The organism is uncultured Psychromonas sp. (genome assembly GCF_947489755.1).
Lineage (GTDB): Bacteria > Pseudomonadota > Gammaproteobacteria > Enterobacterales > Psychromonadaceae > Psychromonas.
Genome location: NZ_CANLFB010000008.1, coordinates 26,115 through 44,041, shown reverse-complemented (window position 1 = coordinate 44,041; position 17,927 = coordinate 26,115). Strand labels below are relative to the sequence as shown.

Sequence of the window (17,927 nt, the reverse complement as noted above, 5' to 3'; positions counted from 1 at the left end):
CTCTTAGATATAGAAAAATGGGTACAAATTATAGCAATTTGAATAACAAATTGTAATGAAATATTTTAAAGGATTTACAACAAAGGAGATATACAAGAAGTGGTGGGCCGTGAAGGATTTGAACCTTCGACAAATGGATTAAAAGTCCACTGCTCTACCAACTGAGCTAACGGCCCATATATAAATTATATGGCTTGGTTTTAATTTCTAATTCACTTTTAAATTAAAAGTGTATCAATAGCTCTACCAACTGAGCTAACGGCCCATATCATTAAGATATGATGATGATTTTGTTTTATGAAAACGCTTTTAAATTAAAAGTGCATCAATAGCTCTATCAACTGAGCTCATTTATATAACACTTTAAAAAAGTGGTGGGCCGTGAAGGATTTGAACCTTCGACAAATGGATTAAAAGTCCACTGCTCTACCAACTGAGCTAACGGCCCATATATAAACTATATGGCTTGGTTTTAATTTCTAATTCACTTTTAAATTAAAAGTGCATCAATAGCTCTACCAACTGAGCTAATTTATATAACACTTTAAAAAAGTGGTGGGCCGTGAAGGATTTGAACCTTCGACAAATGGATTAAAAGTCCACTGCTCTACCAACTGAGCTAACGGCCCATATATAAATCATATGGTTTGGTTTTAAACTCTACCAACTGAGCTAATTTATATAACACTTTAAAAAAGTGGTGGGCCGTGAAGGATTTGAACCTTCGACAAATGGATTAAAAGTCCACTGCTCTACCAACTGAGCTAACGGCCCATATATAAACTATATGGCTTGGTTTTTATTTAAGATCTATTTTAGAATTAAATAGATAAGTAGCTCTACCAACTGAGCTTTTTATTAAAAGTTACAACATGAGCTAAGTCACATGTCCCTCTCAACTGCGGCGTATGATATAGAAATTTTTTAATAGCGCAACAAAAAATTTCGACTTTTAATTCATCTGCCGAGAAATTAAACAATATATAATTCTCACACTATTAATTGGAATTATATGAATAAAATTAAAGCGCTTTGAGACGCTTATCCGCTAAGCTTGCAGCAGAAGAACTTGGGTATTCAGCAATTGTTTTTTGATAAAATGATTTTGCAGAGTCAATTTCCCCTGAGTATTCATCAATAATACCAATTTTAAGCAAAGCATCAGCGCGTTTATTCGATTCAGGGTATTGCTCTGTCACGACTAAAAAAGCGGTTTTAGCTTCTTTGCGTTTTTTCTCTTTATATAAAAGCTGCCCTAACCAATATTGTGCGTTAGGTACATAGCTTGATTTAGGATGGTCAATAACAAAGGCTTCAAAAGCAGTAATAGCTTGTTGGTATTGTTTGTCATTAAGTACTAAATTTACAGCTGATTGGTATGCGCTTTTATCAGTTCCATCACCAGATGATTGGTTAGCTTCAGGTGCAGAAGTAGATTGATTGGTTGAAGAACTTTGCTGACGTTCATCTAACATTTGATAGAGGTTACGTTGGCGGTCTTCTATTTGCTCTAATTGATTATTAAATACTTCAATTGAACCTTTGATTTGATTAACTTCTTGTCCAAGCTGATCAAGTTGAGTTTGAAAACGAATTTGCATTTTATTGCGAATTGTCATCACACGGGTCAATTCATCCATGCGTTTAAGTAACTCAGCATTGCTTGCTGTGCTAACAGTTGCATCAGAAATCGGTGCCGCGGCATAGATGGACGTAGAGAAAAAAGCGGCCAAAAGGATGGCCGCAGTAGTATTACGTTTTTTCATATAAAATTAGTAAACTAATTCTGCACGACGGTTTTCAGAACGAGCCATCTCATTATGTCCAAGATTAACTGGTTTCTCTTCACCGTAGCTTACAACTGTAATTTGACTTGCTGCAACGCCCATGTTTTCTAGGTAAGTTGAAACAGCTAAACCACGACGTTCGCCTAGTGCGATGTTGTATTCAGGTGTACCTAATTCATCAGCATGACCTTCAACCGTAATTGATTTGTCAGTGTTGTTTACTAAGTATTTTGCATGTGCATCTAAGATTAACGCGTACTTAGGAGAGATCACAGATTGATCGAACTCAAAGTTGATTGTAGTTTCTAAGATTGCACTTGAGTACATCTCAACTAATTTTTCTTCAGCAGTTAATTGAATTGCTTGAATAGTATCAGTTTGTACTGCATCTTGAGCTGCTTGTTGTGCTGCTGCTGCATCTGCTGCTGCTTGATCAGCAATTCGTTGAGCTTCTGCATCAGCATCTGAAGTTGAAGAACAAGCACTGATAGCTAACATTGGTAAAGCAATCAATAAGCCTTTTGTGATCATAGAACGATTCATTTTATTTCCTTAGTACGTTTATATTAAATTATTGTAAAAATGGCGACCATGCTGGTGATTTAACCTCACCATTATTCGCTGGGATGTTCGCTTTAAATCGACCATCCATCGAAACTAATGCTAAGCCCTGTTTACCTTGATAAACAGTGCTATAAATAATCATACTGCCATTTGGGGCAATACTTGGAGACTCATCTAACTGCGTTTTAGTTAAAGTTCTTAACTCACCAGATTCAAGGTCTTGCACGGCAATCATATAATTTCCATTATGACGACTAACCATTACAAGATTATCACCATCAGGGGTAATTGTGCCACCTAAATTAATATCTCCCTGCCAAGTAATACGTTTTGTTTCACCTGTTGTGAGCGACACTTGATAAATCTGTGCTCTTCCACCACGTTCAGAAGAAAATATAATAGAATTCCCATCTGGTGTCCAATTAGGCTCCGTATCTATGACACGATTATTTGTTAATCGTTTCAATGCTTTTGTTTTTATATCAAATGTATAAATTTCTGGCTGCCCATCTTTCGACAACACTAAAGCTAATTTAGTTCCATCAGGAGACCAAGATGGTGAACCATTAATTTTAGGGAAAGAAGTCATTAACTCACGTTTTTGTGTATATAGATCTTGTACAAAAATTTGAGAACGGCGCTTTTCAAAACTAACATAAGCTAACTTACGACCATCTGGTGACCAAGATGGTGACATAATAGGTTGTTTTGAACGTAAAACTAATTTTTCACCTTCTCCATCGTAATCAGAGATACGTAACTGATAAGGATGAGAGCTACTTCTATCAATCGCAACATAAGCGATACGTGTTAGAAAGGCCCCTCTTTCACCCGTTAGTTTTTCGTAAACGATATCACTAATACGATGTGCATATTGACGAAGTTGCGCTGTTGTTACTGTATTACGACGTTTATCCATAATAGGATCAAAATTAGGCATATTGACGTTGCCAGTCAATACATCTAATAGCTCAAAGGTAACAACATATTTACCAGGAGTCGTTTCATCAGGTTTAACTTCACCCATCACAATCGCTTCTATACCAAGTTGTGTCCAAGCGGCATAATCAACATCTTTGCTACTTGATGGGGTTTTAGGCATTTTCTCAATGGATAAAGGGTTAAATTTACCACTACGTTGTAAATCTGCAGCAACAATTTCTGAGAAGTTTTGAGGTTTTTTGCCTTTCCCTAACCATTTAAAAGGGACAACAGCGATCGGACGAGCGCTGTTAACACCTTCTGTAATTAAAATTTCTAACCGCGCATAAGCACTGCTAGAAACAGTGACTAATACCAATATACTAATTAAACGAGCAAACATGTTTATTCCTTATAGATCTGGTTCTAATTTAATATCGAAGTCCCTAAACTGACCAACAATTTCAGCATCCTTAGGAATAGGTAATGTATTTGCTTGTAATGTTGCTCGACGAGCGGAATCACATAGCACTTTATCACCACTACTCATTGTTGCACTTAACACTAAACCATCTGGAGCAAGTTTAATTCTTAAGGTACAAGTCTGTCCTCTCATACTAGAATCGACTTTCCAGTTTCGGCTTATTTTAGACTTAATTAATGCACGATACTTGGCTATTTCAGATGTTTGCTGAGCGCTTCTTGCACTTGAAAAGTCATCTGAAAACTCCGCTTCCATTTGTCTATCTAATTCTTCTTGTCTTAGGCGCTCTTTTTTAGCAGCAGCCGCTGCAGCTTTACGCTTAGCTTCTTTCGCTGCTTTAATTTTCGCCTCTTTTGCTGCTTTTTCTTTAGCAGCTTTTTCCTTGGCCGCTTTCTCTTTAGCTAATTTCTCTTTTTCTGCCTTTTCTTTTGCAGCCTTTTCCTTCGCTGCTTTTTCTTTGACAGCTTTTTCCTGTGCAAGTTTCTCTGCTTTTAATTTTTCAGCTTCAACTCGCTCAGCTTCCTTTTTAGTCGCTAATGCTTTTTTCTCGACTTCTTGTTTTTGCTTTGCTGCGTCTTCCACTTTCCTTTTTTCTGCTAAGACTTTTGCCGCTTCTTCGGCTTGCTTTTTCTCTTGCAATGCCTCAGCTGCCGCCGCTTTTTCTGTTTCAATGCGTTTAGTTTCTTGCTCCTTGCGTAATACTTCTTGTTGTTTACGCTGTACCGCTTCTTTTTCTGCTTTTATTTGGTCATCTTTCTTTTGTTGAATTAATGCTTCTTGACGTTTTTCTTCGGCTAATTCTTTCTCTTTCAACTTACGTTGATCATCAGTTTTTTGCTGTTTCGCACGTTTTTGTTGATCTGCATTTTTTGCTAGATCATCAAGCATCTGTTGATTAATGATAGTCGCATCAATAATCGAAACAGCATCTTTAGGTTTATCTTTTGGCAAAGAAAATTCAACACTCATTAGCAATATGCCACCAATAATAAGGTGCAAAGAAAATGCGGTAATGAATGCGATAATATTTGTACTATTTTTCATCTATTCGTCAGGCTCTGTCATTAAACCCAATGATGGCACACCAGCTTGCTGCAACAATACCATCAAGTTAACAACGGTTTTATAATCAACATCACCGTCACCTTTAACAATAAATTGAGTTCTCGGATCAAGTAATAACTGCTCTTCAACTAATCGAGTCATGTCAATATCATCTAACGGTGAGTCTGTATTTTCACCTGTGCTCAAATAATATCGACCTTGTTTGTCTATAGAAGCAATTATCGGTGGAGTCGTTTCTTCTGGTAACGCTTCAGAAACAGCTTGTGGAAGATCCACTTTGACACCTTGAGTCACTAAAGGTGCTGTAACCATAAAGATAATCAGTAATACCAACATAACATCGATATATGGCACTACGTTTATTTCTGCTATAACCCGTTTACGCCTAGGTGAGCGATAAGAATGTCGCATAATGCTTACTCACCTTCAGTCATTGCTTGACGTTGTAAAATAGACGTAAATTCTTCCATCAAATTAACGTAAGAAGCTTCCAACTGTCCGACTTGTGTTGAAAATTTGTTGTACGCCATAACAGCTGGAATAGCGGCAAACAAACCCATTGCGGTTGCAATCAATGCTTCAGCAATACCTGGCGCGACCATTGATAGAGTCGCCTGTTGAACTTCACCTAATGCAATAAATGAATTCATAATACCCCATACGGTACCAAATAAACCGATATAAGGACTAATTGAGCCGATGGTTGCAAGGGCAGGTAAACCCGCTTCTAATTCATCCATTTCACGAGATAATGTCACGCGCATTGAACGATGAGCGCCTTCAATAACGCCATCAACATTACGACCAGGCATACGATGTAAGCGAGAGAACTCTTTGAACCCCATGTAAAATATTTTTTCACCACCATTAACTCGTTCGCTTCGAGCAGCTGTTTCTTTATATAAACGGCTTAAATCATGGCCAGACCAAAAACGTTCTTCGAAATGTTTGAGGGTATTTTGGGCAGCTTTAAGCATTCTTGAACGAGAAAAAATCAACGTCCACGAATAAATAGACATGCCTAATAGCAATAACATTACCGACTTTACAAGCAAACTTGCTTGTAAGAATAAACCTAAAAATGACATATCAGCGTGCACGGGTAATTACCTCAATTATTTCTGTTGGAATAGCGGTTGGTTTCATTTTTTGCAAATTTACGCAAGCGATTAGAGTATCTGCTTGACAAAGAAGTTCCCTGTTTTCATCAAAAACTTTTTGCTGAAACATTAAACTCGCCTTGCGATGAGAGAGTACCTCTGTTTCAACGCTTAAAAGCTGGTTAAAGCGTGCAGACTTAATACAGTCCATATCAACTTTCTTAACCATAAATGCAATATTTTGTTCTAAAAGTGTATCTTGTTGAATATCGAATTCACGCAAGAACTCGGTTCGGCCCCGCTCAAAAAACTTTAAGTAATTTGCATAGTAAACAACACCACCGGCATCTGTATCTTCATAATAAATTCGAACTGGTAATTTTGAAGTTAACACATTTTTTCCATTTGTTAGTATGAATTGAAGCAAATAATAGATTATTTTTTCTTAAATTAAAAATCATATCAAACTCTGATATAACCAGTACTTTTTATCCGCATGCTCGCTTATCTAGCCACTCTGTAATGAGGTCGATAGAATAACTTAAAAGTGATTAATTATAATGCTTATAAAAGTCGAAATTTCACCTAAAAGAGCGGCTTCACTGTAAACTAATTCAAGTTGAATTTAATAGGTGCACTGAGTATTGTATCTGGATAAATAACGGGTCTAAAACATAACATTATATGTCAAAATAATTATAACACTATAACGAGCTATATAAATGGATATCACCTTAGAAAAACAACTTACAAAATGGTTAAAAGAACAAAAAAAATCTTGCGGTTTTTTTCTCAATTTAACTGTTTTTTTAGGCGTATTAACTGGCTTTTCTCTTATATTACAAGCTTATCTCATTGCCACTATTATTCACGGCATTGTTATATTAGAACAGCCTAAGACAGCATTAAGCCATGAATTTATACTGTTATTATGTTTAATTCCCATCAGAGCTATTTTAGTGTTCGCACGTGAACGCACGAGTTTCGAAGCGGGAAAACGCCTTCGTTTACAAGTGCGTAAACTGGTATTAGACAAACTATGTGAATTGGGGCCTGCATACATTAAAGGGAAACCAGCAGGGAGTTGGGCAACCATTGTATTAGAGCAAATAGAAGACCTACAAGACTTTTACGCCCGTTATTTACCACAAATGCTGTTAGTTGGTTTCATCCCCTTAACGATATTAATTGCTGTTTTTCCTCTCAATTGGGCTGCTGGGTTAATTTTATTAGCAACCGCACCACTTATTCCTATTTTTATGATCTTAGTTGGTAAAGGAGCCGCTGATGCAAATCGTAAAAATTTCAAAGTACTAACACAATTAAGCGGACATTTTATGGATCGTTTAAAAGGTTTAAAAACGCTTAAATTATTTAATCAAGGCACAGTCGAATTAAAGAATATTGAATCTGCATCAGAGTCATTTAGAGCAGGCACAATGTCAGTCTTACGTTTAGCCTTTTTAAGCTCAGCAGTATTAGAATTTTTTGCCGCCATATCTATTGCAGTACTGGCCGTCTATTTTGGGTTCAGTTTTTTAGGTGAACTCAATTTCGGACATTACGGAGAAAGCATCACACTTTTCACAGGTATTTTTATATTGATGCTAGCACCGGAGTTTTATCAACCTTTACGTGACATGGGGTCTCATTACCATGCAAAAGCGCAAGCAATTGGTGCCGCTGAAGCCCTCAAAGAATTAATTGAATACGAGATACCAGTAGCGCAACAAAATACCAGTAAAGTACAAAACCAAATTAATGTTAATGATCCGCTTACATTACAAGCAAATCAGCTCTGTGTTTATAGTTATGACGGCACTCAACTTGTTGGTCCTATAAGTTTTTCCTTACAACAAGGTGAAAATGTTGCATTTGTTGGCCCCAGTGGTTCTGGTAAAACGAGTTTAATGAACGCCCTATTAGGCTTTCTTCCTTATCAGGGGTCTTTACTCATTAATGGGGTTGAGCTGAATACCATTGATAAAGCACAATGGCGAAAAAATTTAGCTTGGTTAGGTCAAGACCCACAACTTTTTTATGGCAGTATTCGAGAAAACATCTCAATGGGTGACAACACTTTATCAGATGAAAAAATACAGAAGTCGTTAGAAAAAGTAGGGATTTGGGAGTTTATTAATGAAAAAGAATTAGGCCTAGATCATCTCATCGGGGAACAAATGGCCGGCCTTTCTGTTGGCCAAGCTCAGCGTATCGCATTAGCACGCGCTTTAAATAAAAATGCTCAGCTATTTTTATTAGATGAACCGACAGCCAGTTTAGATCAACATAGTGAACAAGTGATCTTTAAGACCATTGCTAAAGCGACCCAAAAGATGAGCAGTATCATGATAAGCCATCGTTTAGATCAGCTACAAAACACACATAAAATAATGGTACTGGATAAAGGCAAGATAGTGCAACAAGGAAACTTCGACACGCTTAATGAAGTGGACGGTTTATTTAAAAATATGCAACAAGATATGCATAATATTGACGCTTCCATTGCTCCCTCTACACCAATAGCCTCTCAGGAGGAAATATAATGAAAGTATTACTTCCCTTTATTCTACTTTTCAAAAAACAATGGTTCATGATGTCCATTGGCTTATTATTAAGCATCATAGCCCTACTCGCGGGTATTGGTTTATTATCTTTATCTGGGTGGTTTTTATCTGCTTCAGCCATTGCTGGATTCACATTACTTGCTACGCAAAGTTTCAATTACTTCACCCCTGCAGGCGGTGTACGCTTTCTGTCGATACTACGAACAGTGAGTCGTTACGGTGAACGTTTATCAACACACCAAGCAACCTTTAAACTCCTGACTCAACTACGAGTATGGGCATGGAGTAAGTTATTACCGCTTAGTGCATCAAATATGCAAGGTAAAAGACAAGGTGAAATACTAAATCGCCTAGTCTCTGACATAGATGCATTAGATCATTTGTATTTACGTTTACTCACCCCGTTATTTAGTGCTTTTTTTGTATTGATAGCCATGTTTCTGTTTGTTGCTTGGTTCGACATTCAAATAGCATTGATATTATGTCTTAGTTTATTAGGACTCTGGCTAGTATTGCCGGTGCTTTTCTACTTTTTAGGTCGCCAACCGGGCATACTTCAATTAGAAAGTAAGCGTCAATACCGAGTACATTTGTTAGCATTTATACAGGGCTTTTCAGAAATATCTTTATTTGCAGCAACAGATCGCTTTCGTGAACAATTAGCACAGTCCGAGCAAGCATTATTAGCAAACCAACAAATGGTTGCTAACGTCATGGCATTTAGCCAAGCACTATTAGTTTTATGTCATGGTTTTATCGTACTTATTATTTTATACATAGCATCCTCTGGTTTTGGTGAATATCAGCCACCAGGAGCAATGCTGGCTATGATCGGCTTTATGGCATTAGCAAGTATTGAAATATTATTGCCTATTGCAGGGGCTTTTCAACACTTGTCTTCTTGCATTAATGCGGCAACACGCGTAAATGATTTATTAGAACAAACGCCTGATATTGTATTTAATGAACACAGTACACATCACATTAAGCAAGGTAATATTAACCTTAGCAATATTAACTTTAATTATGATGATGAAGCTAATAACAGCACAACATCAAAAGTATTAAACAATATAAACCTATCTATTAAAGCAGGAGAAAAAGTCGCTTTATTAGGACGAACAGGTTGCGGTAAATCCACTTTATTATCACTCATTACAAGAGAATGGTTACCTAACAGTGGCACAATAGAAATTGATCATCGAGGTATCGAACAATATTCTCAAATAGCATTAACCTCTGGTATTTCTGTCGTAAGCCAACGTGTTTATATATTTTCAGGCACCTTGCGAGAAAACTTAATACTTGCTCAACCAGAAACACAACCGCAAACGTTTAAAAATGCTGCCGAGCAAAAAATAGCACGAGACATTAATGATAAAAAACTACATTCGATACTTAACACCGTTGGCCTCAGTAATTTAACAGAAGGAGATCAACCTTTTGACGCTTGGTTAGGTGAAGGTGGTCGACAGTTATCTGGCGGAGAGCAAAGACGTATTGGTGTTGCAAGAGCACTGTTACACGATGCCCCTATATTATTACTCGATGAACCCACTGAAGGGTTAGATAAACGCACTGAACGCGACATATTAAAACTACTATTTGAATTCGCTCAAGATAAAACACTTATCATGATCAGTCATCGTTTAACAGCAATGAATAAAATGGATAAAATTTACTTAATGGAAGGTGGCACGATACGTAATAATGGCTCGCATAAAGAACTCATACAAACAGATGACTATTATGCAAGCTTACATAACCAGTTAGTCCATTAAGTTGGTCATAATATGTATGAGCTAGCTTATCATTAAGCAGAATAAATGACTTACTTTAACGGGCTTCGGCCCTCTGTTAACGAGTTTCATACATTAACTTAATTCATCGTATGTTAAGGAATTAGCGCAAAGAGGTTCATTCTTTAACAATGGCTCCTTTACGAAAGTGACCATCATTAAATAAAGCATTTTAACAAGTAAAATAAAGCACTAAGTTAGAAGGGTTATTTCTTTGAAGAAGTCTATAAAATAGCGAAAGGTTTATTAGCAAGGGAAGTAGTCTAACGACTTTTTTTGATATTTAAGATTGTATTTTCATGACGAATGCTTAAATAAAAAGTGCGATTGCCTCATTAAAAACAACCGCACTTTCTTAAATCACATTCACTCGACATAAGTCGAGCCAAAGTTCATATTACTCTTTTTCTTGTTCTTCTTTTTCATTAGCTTCAGTTTGTTCAAACCATAGCCCATTAATAATACCCAATGAGCAAGCTAATAACACACCTAAAATCCATGCAAAATACCACATATAATGCTCCTTAATTAATACGCTGAATGTTTATATTTAGCTAAAAATTCTTTACCTACACGGCCAAACATTTTGATATACCCAAAGCTCGTATAAAGTAAAATAATAGGTAAAAATATAGCGGCTGCAATAGTCATTATATTTAACGTGATTTCGCTTGATGTTGCATCCCAGACGGTAAGGCTATGACTTGGATTTAAGCTCGAAGGCATAATAAATGGGAACATGCTTACGGCACATGTTAACAACACACCAAATTGCGTAATACTCGTCGCAAAGAATGCTAAACCACTTCGTTTAAACAGACTCATCACAAAAGCAATTAACGGAAATGACAAACCAACAATAGGCGCAATCATTGTGAGTGGGTAATCACTGTAATTTTGTAACCATCCACCAGGCTGCATTTCTACCACTTTGACTAACGGGTTAGAAACACCATCAAAATTAATCGCTGAAGTAATAACAAAGCCATCAAGACCTTTCGCTACCCAAACACCAGCAATAGCAAATAATACCGTCGCTATTGGCGCAACAATTAATGTTACTTTACGAGCACGTTCATACAACGCACCTTCTGTTTTCATTTGTAACCAAGTCGATCCTTGGAGAACAAATAGACACAAGGTGAACACGCCAACTAACAATGCAAATGGATTCAATAGTGCGAAGAAACCACCTTGATAATTAGCACGCAAAAATTCATCTAAGGCGAACGGAACACCTTGCAACAGATTACCAAAAGCCACACCAAAAATGATAGGAGGAACAGTACTACCAACGAATATCCCCCAATCCCAACTCTCTTTCCAACGAGGATCGGCGATTTTACCTCGATAATCAAAACCAACTGGTCTGAAAAACAATGCAAATAAAGTCAGCATCATCGCGACATAAAAACCAGAAAAGGCAGTCGCATAAACCGCAGGCCAAGCGGCGAAAATAGCACCCGCTGCTAATACTAACCAAACCTGATTACCTTCCCAGTGCGGTGCAATACTATTGATCATCATTCGACGCTCATCATCACTTTTACCAATAACAAGCAAAAGCGTACCAACCCCCATATCAAAACCATCAGTAACCACAAAACCAATTAGCAATACGCTAATCAACACCCACCAAATTAATCTTAACGTTTCGTAATCAAACATTATTTTAACTCCTGTTGATTTTCAAGCTGTTCAAAATGATATTTTCCTGTTTTTAAACTGCTTGGACCAAGACGGGCAAAGCGCACCATTAAAAAGACTTCAACAATCAGTAACACGGTATAGAAACCTATAATGGAAATAATACTAAACCAAACCTGCTCTAATGATAAAGACGAAGTCGCCATATGTGTTGGTAATACTTCTGCTATTGCCCATGGTTGTCGACCAAACTCAGCCACAAACCAACCCGCTTCAATCGCAATCCAAGGTAATGGAAGGCCGTATAAGCAAATTCGATTAAACAGCTTATTCTGACCAATACGATTTCTAGCCGACTGATACAATGCAAACAAGAAGATACCTAACATCGCAATACCAGCACCCACCATGATTCGGAATGCAAAGAACATAGGAGTAACACCTGGAATACTGTCATCAACTGCCATTTTTATTTGTGCTTCAGTCGCATCAACTACATTTGGGGCATAACGCTTAACCAATAAACCGTAACCTAAATCGACCTTGGTTTGTTCAAAAGCCTTAATATTTTCTGGTGTGTTATCACCTGCGCGTAATTTTTCAAGTAACCCATAAGCGACCATCCCATTACGAATTCGCACATCATGCTCAGCCATTAATTCTATTAAGCCTTTCACTTCTCCATCAAGAGAACGTGTTGCAATAATGCCTAAAGCATAAGGAATTTTAACCGCATAATCAGTACGTTGCTCTTCTTGGTTTGGTAGACCAATCAGTGTAAATGCAGCAGGTGCAGGGTGAGTGCCCCACTCAGATTCGATCGCAGCTAATTTAACTTTCTGTACATCACCGACTTCATAACCACTTTCATCACCTAAGATAATCGTACATAAAATACCAGCAGTACCAAATGCAGCAGCAATCGCAAAAGAACGTTTAGCAAAAGGCAAATCACGACCTTTTAATAAATAATATGAACTGATTGCTAACACAAACATCGCCCCGGCAACATAACCAGAAGCAACCGTATGTACAAATTTAACTTGTGCAACAGGATTGAATACCACCTCAGCAAAGCTAGTCATTTCCATTCGCATCGTTTCATAGTTGAACTCAGCACCAACCGGATTTTGCATCCAGGCGTTAGCCACTAAGATCCACAGTGCAGACATACTCGACCCAAAAGCAACAAAGAAGGTAGCTGTAAGATGTTGTAATTTAGACAGTCTATCCCAACCGAAGAAGAACAAACCAACAAAGGTTGATTCTAAAAAGAACGCCATTAAACCTTCAATTGCGAGTGGTGCTCCAAATACATCTCCCACGTAATGAGAATAGTATGCCCAGTTAGTACCAAATTGGAACTCCATGGTTAAGCCTGTTGCTACTCCCAACGCAAAGTTAATCGCAAATAACTTACCCCAGAATTTTGTCATGTCCTTATAAATTTCTTTCTTGGTCATCACATAAAGCGATTCCATGATCAATAAGATCCATGATAAACCAAGGGTTAAAGGCACAAATAAAAAGTGATACATCGCGGTCATTGCAAATTGAAACCGGGATAGATCAACTAGATCGTCCATTGTATTCTCCTAAACTTATAAATTGATAATAGGTAAAACGGCTAATAAAACGCTACTTTATTACTCATTTTGATCAGTAATTGCACATTGCTTATTGTTATTAGAATCTAAGGTGTTTTTCGATTTGATTTAATAGGCTATCAGGGTGTTACTTTGAATGTCATCAAAAAGGTAGCGAGATTCAAAGAGGATGGGGGTAGAAAAATAGACATGTATAAGAGTAAAAATTGCTATCACTTTGGTGATTAACACAGAGGTTAATTCTCGAACCAAAGAAAGAGAAAAAATGATGTTTTGAGGCAAAAGTTTTTTTAACATTTTTTACTACCTATAATATCTACCATTAACAAAACAGTTTTTTAAGGTTGTTTTGTTAACTTTATGTTGCAATAGAAGGTAAATCCTTTCACCCATTAACGCCTTTAACACAGGCGTGTAACTCAGCTTTAACATTTCCAATAAATGACCAAATGTTAGTTATTTATACTGCTAATGTTGATCTTGATCAACCTAAAATACAAACTTAAAAAATGAAATAAAGATTTAAAACCAAGATAAAAACACTAAGAAAAGACATCAGAAGACACTATTTGATAACCTAATGTTAAAAGTGAACAAGAGAGATATTAAAGCTTAAAATAGGTAATTATTTTAAGCGAATGCTTTATAAAAGATGATTACAAAATAGTCGTATAAATACTGTAGGTATACCGAGAATAAAACTGTTTTTTTAGCGCATCATTAAGCAAGTAAATAACGATTATTTATGCAGTTACTTAGCGTAGTTACTTATTATCCTGACTTATCGTAAGGATAAAATAACAACGAGATGACTACGATACGGCAGGCTTATCGAATCCAAAATGTAAATAAGTACGATTAGTTGCAATTCGACCACGCGGAGTACGTTGTAAAAAGCCTTGTTGAATCAAATAAGGCTCTAATACATCTTCTATCGTTTCTTTTTCTTCGCCAATAGCAGCGGCTAAATTATCTAAGCCAACGGGTCCACCTTGGAAAGTATCTAAAATAGACATTAATAATTTACGATCCATGTAATCAAAGCCTTCTTTATCAACTTCTAACATATCTAATGCTTGTTGAGCGATATCAGCGTTAATGACAGCGGCTTTCTTAACTTGTGCATAATCACGCACTCGTCGTAATAGACGATTCGCAATACGTGGTGTGCCGCGAGAACGACGAGCAACTTCAACCGCGCCAGTCTGATCCATTATCAGTTCTAAATGCGAAGCGCTGCGCATTACAATTTTAGTTAATGATTTTAAATCGTAATATTCTAACCGTTGCACAATACCAAAACGGTCACGTAATGGTGATGTTAATGAGCCCGCCCTTGTCGTTGCCCCGATTAATGTAAAAGGAGGTAAATCTAATTTAATAGAACGAGCTGCTGGGCCTTCACCAATCATGATATCTAACTGATAATCTTCCATAGCCGGATATAAGATTTCTTCCACAATTGGACTTAACCGATGTATTTCATCAATAAAAAGTACATCATTTTCTTCAAGATTAGTTAACAGTGCTGCTAAGTCCCCTGCTTTTTCTAAAATCGGGCCAGATGTCGTTTTAATATTAACTTCTAATTCATTCGCTACAATATGCGATAACGTCGTTTTACCTAAACCAGGTGGTCCAAAAATAAGCAAATGATCTAATGCTTCATTTCGCTGGCGTGCCGCTTCAATGAATATTTCCATTTGTGCATTTACTTGTGGCTGCCCCTCGTAATCAGCTAATAGCTTAGGACGAATAGCCCTGTCTATTAAATTATCATCGATCTTTTGAGTACCTGAAATAAGGCGGTCTTCTTCAATCATGTATTACTCTATTAGTTTAAAATAAGCCGTTACTAAAACAAAAAGTGGCGACCATAAAATCACATTTAAAATAGAAATTGATAGTGATGTTATATTGTAAGACAGTCTACATCATATTCTTTAATGAACTACGGATAAGGGCTTCACAATCCATCCCTTCTTTATAAATTTGCTGTATGGTTTTTTCTGCTACAGCAGGCTTATATCCTAAGGCAATCAAAGCACTAATGGCTTCGTCTTTTGCATTACCGCTTACAAAGGTATTTTCAAAATCATTCGTTAATGACAATTTATCTGATTCTGGTGTTAATAAGTCACTTCCACCCCAGTTTTTCAGGCGATCTTTCATTTCAACCACTAAACGCTCGGCAGTTTTTTTACCGACACCAGGTAACTTAACTAAGGTTGTAACTGCATCGTTATTAATACACTGCACAAATTGATTCGCTGACATGCCAGATAAAATAGCTAACGCGAGTTTAGGTCCAACACCATTTACTTTAATTAACTCTCGAAACATCGCACGTTCATGTTTATCAGCAAAGCCATAAAGCAGTTGTGCGTCTTCACGGACAACAAAATGAGTATAAACTGTCGCTTCTTCACCCACTGCAGGTAATGGGTAAAAAGAACTCATTGGTAATTGAATCTCATAACCAACGCCAGACACATCGAGTAAAATCTCTGGAGGCTGCTTTTCTAATAAAATACCACGTAATAATCCAATCATACTATTCCCTGCTTTGTCATTAATGAGCAAAATCTATATAAGCTAAAGACGAATGTCGATAAGCATAAAAAACAACTGACTAAATATCCAGTGTTTTGTGATGAATTAGCTAATTTAGCTTATATAACCTCAGTTCCGGATAAGAATTGAGGTTATATCCTTTTTATTTAAACCACTTAATTAGCTTATTCTCAAAAACAAAAAGCAATATGCCAGACCAAATGCAGGCGAAGGTGAACATTTTAATGAATGAAATCGGTTCATCATAAAGTAGCACAGCAAATAAAAATAATAACGAAGGTGCTAAATACTGGAAAAATCCTAATGTAGATAAAGGTAAACGCAATGCAGCTTGCCCAAAGAAAATCAAAGGCATCGCAGTGACAATACCTGCCATCATTAACCACATATTAAGTGACCAATCATTATTAAATAAGTTTGACGTGGCACTATCTGTCATCACCATTAAATAGAAAGCGGCAATAGGTAACACGACCATTGTTTCTAAAAACAGCCCTGTTATTGCTTTCACTTTTACTTTTTTTCGTAATAGCCCATAAAATGCAAAACTAAATGGCAAGACTAAAGACACCCAAGGTAATTCACCTAACTGCCAGGCTTGTGCTGCCACACCAATAAAGGCCAAAAACACTGCAAACCATTTTAAACGAGATAAACGTTCGCTAAGAAAAATCAGCCCTAACATCACATTCACAATAGGGTTAATAAAATAACCTAAACTTGCCTCTAGCATTTTTCCATTATTAATTGCCCAAATAAAAACAAGCCAATTACAACTTATTAATAATGAGGTCACGATTAACATGAGCAAGCTTTTATAAGAACGACACACAGAGATGACATTTGGCCAGTCTTTTAAATAAGAGACCAGCAAAGCCGTCACAACAACTGACCAAATAACGCGATGAGCCAGAATTTCATAAACAGGTATAAAGCCTAAATGCTTAAAATAAAGCGGTGCAATACCCCACATTAGATAAGCACCTAATGCGTAAAAAATGCCTAATTGTGAATCAGATAATTTGTTCATTTTTTCTCGTTAATAAAAGGTGAAAGCTCATCGATTATGAGGTAAGGGCTTGAAGTTAATCTTTATTTCTTCTGATTAAGTATCAACGAAAGCGCCCTCGGACTGTTTTCTTAACTTGCCCTGACATTGCAACCAATGATTGTGCGGTATGAGCATGACATATTGCGATCGCTAAACCATCAGCTGCATCGGCCTGTGGGCGGCCAGATAAATTTAATATTTGCATAACCATTGATTGCACTTGCTCTTTGGTCGCTGCGCCAGTTCCAACAACGGCCTGTTTAATTTGTCGCGCTGAATATTCGCATACGTATAGATCAGATTGTGTCGCAGCAACAATCGCCGCTCCCCTCGCTTGTCCAAGCTTTAATGCTGAATCTGGGTTTTTAGCCATAAACACTTGTTCAATAGCAAACTCAGATGGATTATATTGCTGGATAATTTCTGCTATGCCATTAAAAATCATATTAAGCTTAGGCGCGAGAGTGTCGCCCTTAGTTCGAATACAGCCACTGGCAATATAAGTACATTTACTGCCTTTCTGTTCAATAACACCATACCCAGTGATCCGAGATCCGGGATCAATTCCTAAAATAATACTCAATAAAAATCCAACCTATTTAAAACAAACTATAATAATTATCTTCTTAATCATCAATTAGTAAGCGCATATTATTGCCCTGTATTTAAAGATAATAAAAATATAAAAATGAAGACAATATAGTGACTCAATGAGAGGAAAAAAGCCACCTTAGATACGCCATCAAAAAGTGGCTAAAAAC

The 17,927-nt window shown here is 36.9% G+C and carries 16 protein-coding genes and 4 tRNA genes; 2 read left to right on the top strand and 18 right to left on the bottom strand.

Translation table 11 applies throughout. The features are described from left to right. Window positions 1–100: 100 nt before the first annotated feature. The 11 genes from Q0794_RS06315 to ybgC all read right to left on the bottom strand — a co-directional run bounded on the left by Q0794_RS06315 (window position 101) and on the right by ybgC (window position 6,315). A tRNA-Lys gene (locus Q0794_RS06315) sits at window positions 101–176 on the bottom strand. A 196-nt stretch (window positions 177–372) separates the two neighbouring features. Beyond that, window positions 373–448: transfer RNA gene (locus Q0794_RS06310), tRNA-Lys, on the bottom strand. 105 nt (window positions 449–553) lie between these two features. Further along, window positions 554–629 (bottom strand) — tRNA-Lys (locus Q0794_RS06305). Window positions 630–698: 69 nt separating this feature from the next. Then, window positions 699–774, bottom strand: a tRNA-Lys gene (locus Q0794_RS06300). Between the two features lie 248 nt (window positions 775–1,022). Further along, window positions 1,023–1,766 carry a tol-pal system protein YbgF gene (ybgF, locus tag Q0794_RS06295; protein WP_298940901.1) on the bottom strand — a complete coding sequence of 248 codons (744 nt, stop codon included), beginning with the start codon at window positions 1,764–1,766 and terminating at the stop codon, window positions 1,023–1,025. 6 nt (window positions 1,767–1,772) lie between these two features. Continuing rightward, window positions 1,773–2,330 (bottom strand): peptidoglycan-associated lipoprotein Pal, encoded by a 558-nt coding sequence (gene pal / locus Q0794_RS06290; RefSeq protein WP_298940900.1) that lies wholly within the window; start codon window positions 2,328–2,330, stop codon window positions 1,773–1,775. Window positions 2,331–2,358: 28 nt separating this feature from the next. Further along, window positions 2,359–3,675: a Tol-Pal system beta propeller repeat protein TolB gene (gene tolB, locus Q0794_RS06285; protein ID WP_298940899.1), complete on the bottom strand. Its 1,317-nt coding sequence runs from the start codon at window positions 3,673–3,675 to the stop codon at window positions 2,359–2,361. Window positions 3,676–3,684: 9 nt separating this feature from the next. Further along, on the bottom strand, window positions 3,685–4,800 hold the full coding sequence (gene tolA / locus Q0794_RS06280; protein WP_298940898.1) for a cell envelope integrity protein TolA: 1,116 nt from the start codon (window positions 4,798–4,800) through the stop codon (window positions 3,685–3,687). After that, window positions 4,801–5,232, bottom strand: coding sequence for a protein TolR (gene tolR / locus Q0794_RS06275; RefSeq protein ID WP_298940897.1), 432 nt, complete (start codon window positions 5,230–5,232; stop codon window positions 4,801–4,803). 5 nt (window positions 5,233–5,237) lie between these two features. Further along, window positions 5,238–5,921, bottom strand: a complete 684-nt coding sequence (gene tolQ, locus Q0794_RS06270) for a protein TolQ (RefSeq protein WP_137297567.1) — start codon at window positions 5,919–5,921, stop codon at window positions 5,238–5,240. Next, entirely contained in the window at window positions 5,911–6,315 is a 405-nt protein-coding gene (gene ybgC / locus Q0794_RS06265; RefSeq protein WP_298940896.1) for a tol-pal system-associated acyl-CoA thioesterase, read from the bottom strand. Before ybgC ends, tolQ begins: the two co-directional genes overlap by 11 nt. A gap of 328 nt (window positions 6,316–6,643) precedes the next feature. Here ybgC and cydD point away from each other — a divergent pair, with 328 nt between their 5' ends. Both cydD and cydC read left to right on the top strand, forming a co-directional pair. After that, on the top strand, window positions 6,644–8,467 hold the full coding sequence (gene cydD / locus Q0794_RS06260; RefSeq protein WP_298940895.1) for a cysteine/glutathione ABC transporter permease/ATP-binding protein CydD: 1,824 nt from the start codon (window positions 6,644–6,646) through the stop codon (window positions 8,465–8,467). Then, a complete protein-coding gene (cydC, locus tag Q0794_RS06255) occupies window positions 8,467–10,269 on the top strand; it encodes a cysteine/glutathione ABC transporter ATP-binding protein/permease CydC (protein ID WP_298940894.1) in 1,803 nt (600 codons plus the stop codon). The genes cydD and cydC overlap by 1 nt, the downstream gene beginning before the upstream one ends. Window positions 10,270–10,684: 415 nt before the next feature. On the opposite strand, the gene cydX is transcribed toward cydC, so the two are convergent. The 7 genes from cydX to ruvC form a co-directional block, all read right to left on the bottom strand. Further along, on the bottom strand, window positions 10,685–10,801 hold the full coding sequence (gene cydX, locus Q0794_RS06250; protein WP_298940893.1) for a cytochrome bd-I oxidase subunit CydX: 117 nt from the start codon (window positions 10,799–10,801) through the stop codon (window positions 10,685–10,687). Between the two features lie 14 nt (window positions 10,802–10,815). Beyond that, complete coding sequence (cydB, locus tag Q0794_RS06245) at window positions 10,816–11,955, bottom strand: cytochrome d ubiquinol oxidase subunit II (protein WP_298940892.1); 1,140 nt, start codon at window positions 11,953–11,955, stop codon at window positions 10,816–10,818. Continuing rightward, window positions 11,955–13,520 carry a cytochrome ubiquinol oxidase subunit I gene (locus Q0794_RS06240; RefSeq protein WP_298940891.1) on the bottom strand — a complete coding sequence of 522 codons (1,566 nt, stop codon included), beginning with the start codon at window positions 13,518–13,520 and terminating at the stop codon, window positions 11,955–11,957. Before Q0794_RS06240 ends, cydB begins: the two co-directional genes overlap by 1 nt. Window positions 13,521–14,353: 833 nt before the next feature. Then, a complete protein-coding gene (gene ruvB, locus Q0794_RS06235; RefSeq protein ID WP_298940890.1) occupies window positions 14,354–15,364 on the bottom strand; it encodes a Holliday junction branch migration DNA helicase RuvB in 1,011 nt (336 codons plus the stop codon). Window positions 15,365–15,470: 106 nt separating this feature from the next. Beyond that, window positions 15,471–16,094, bottom strand: a complete 624-nt coding sequence (gene ruvA, locus Q0794_RS06230; protein WP_298940889.1) for a Holliday junction branch migration protein RuvA — start codon at window positions 16,092–16,094, stop codon at window positions 15,471–15,473. 163 nt (window positions 16,095–16,257) lie between these two features. Beyond that, window positions 16,258–17,145 (bottom strand): EamA family transporter RarD, encoded by an 888-nt coding sequence (gene rarD / locus Q0794_RS06225; protein ID WP_298940888.1) that lies wholly within the window; start codon window positions 17,143–17,145, stop codon window positions 16,258–16,260. Window positions 17,146–17,227: 82 nt separating this feature from the next. Continuing rightward, a complete protein-coding gene (gene ruvC / locus Q0794_RS06220; RefSeq protein ID WP_298940887.1) occupies window positions 17,228–17,749 on the bottom strand; it encodes a crossover junction endodeoxyribonuclease RuvC in 522 nt (173 codons plus the stop codon). Window positions 17,750–17,927: the final 178 nt, after the last annotated feature.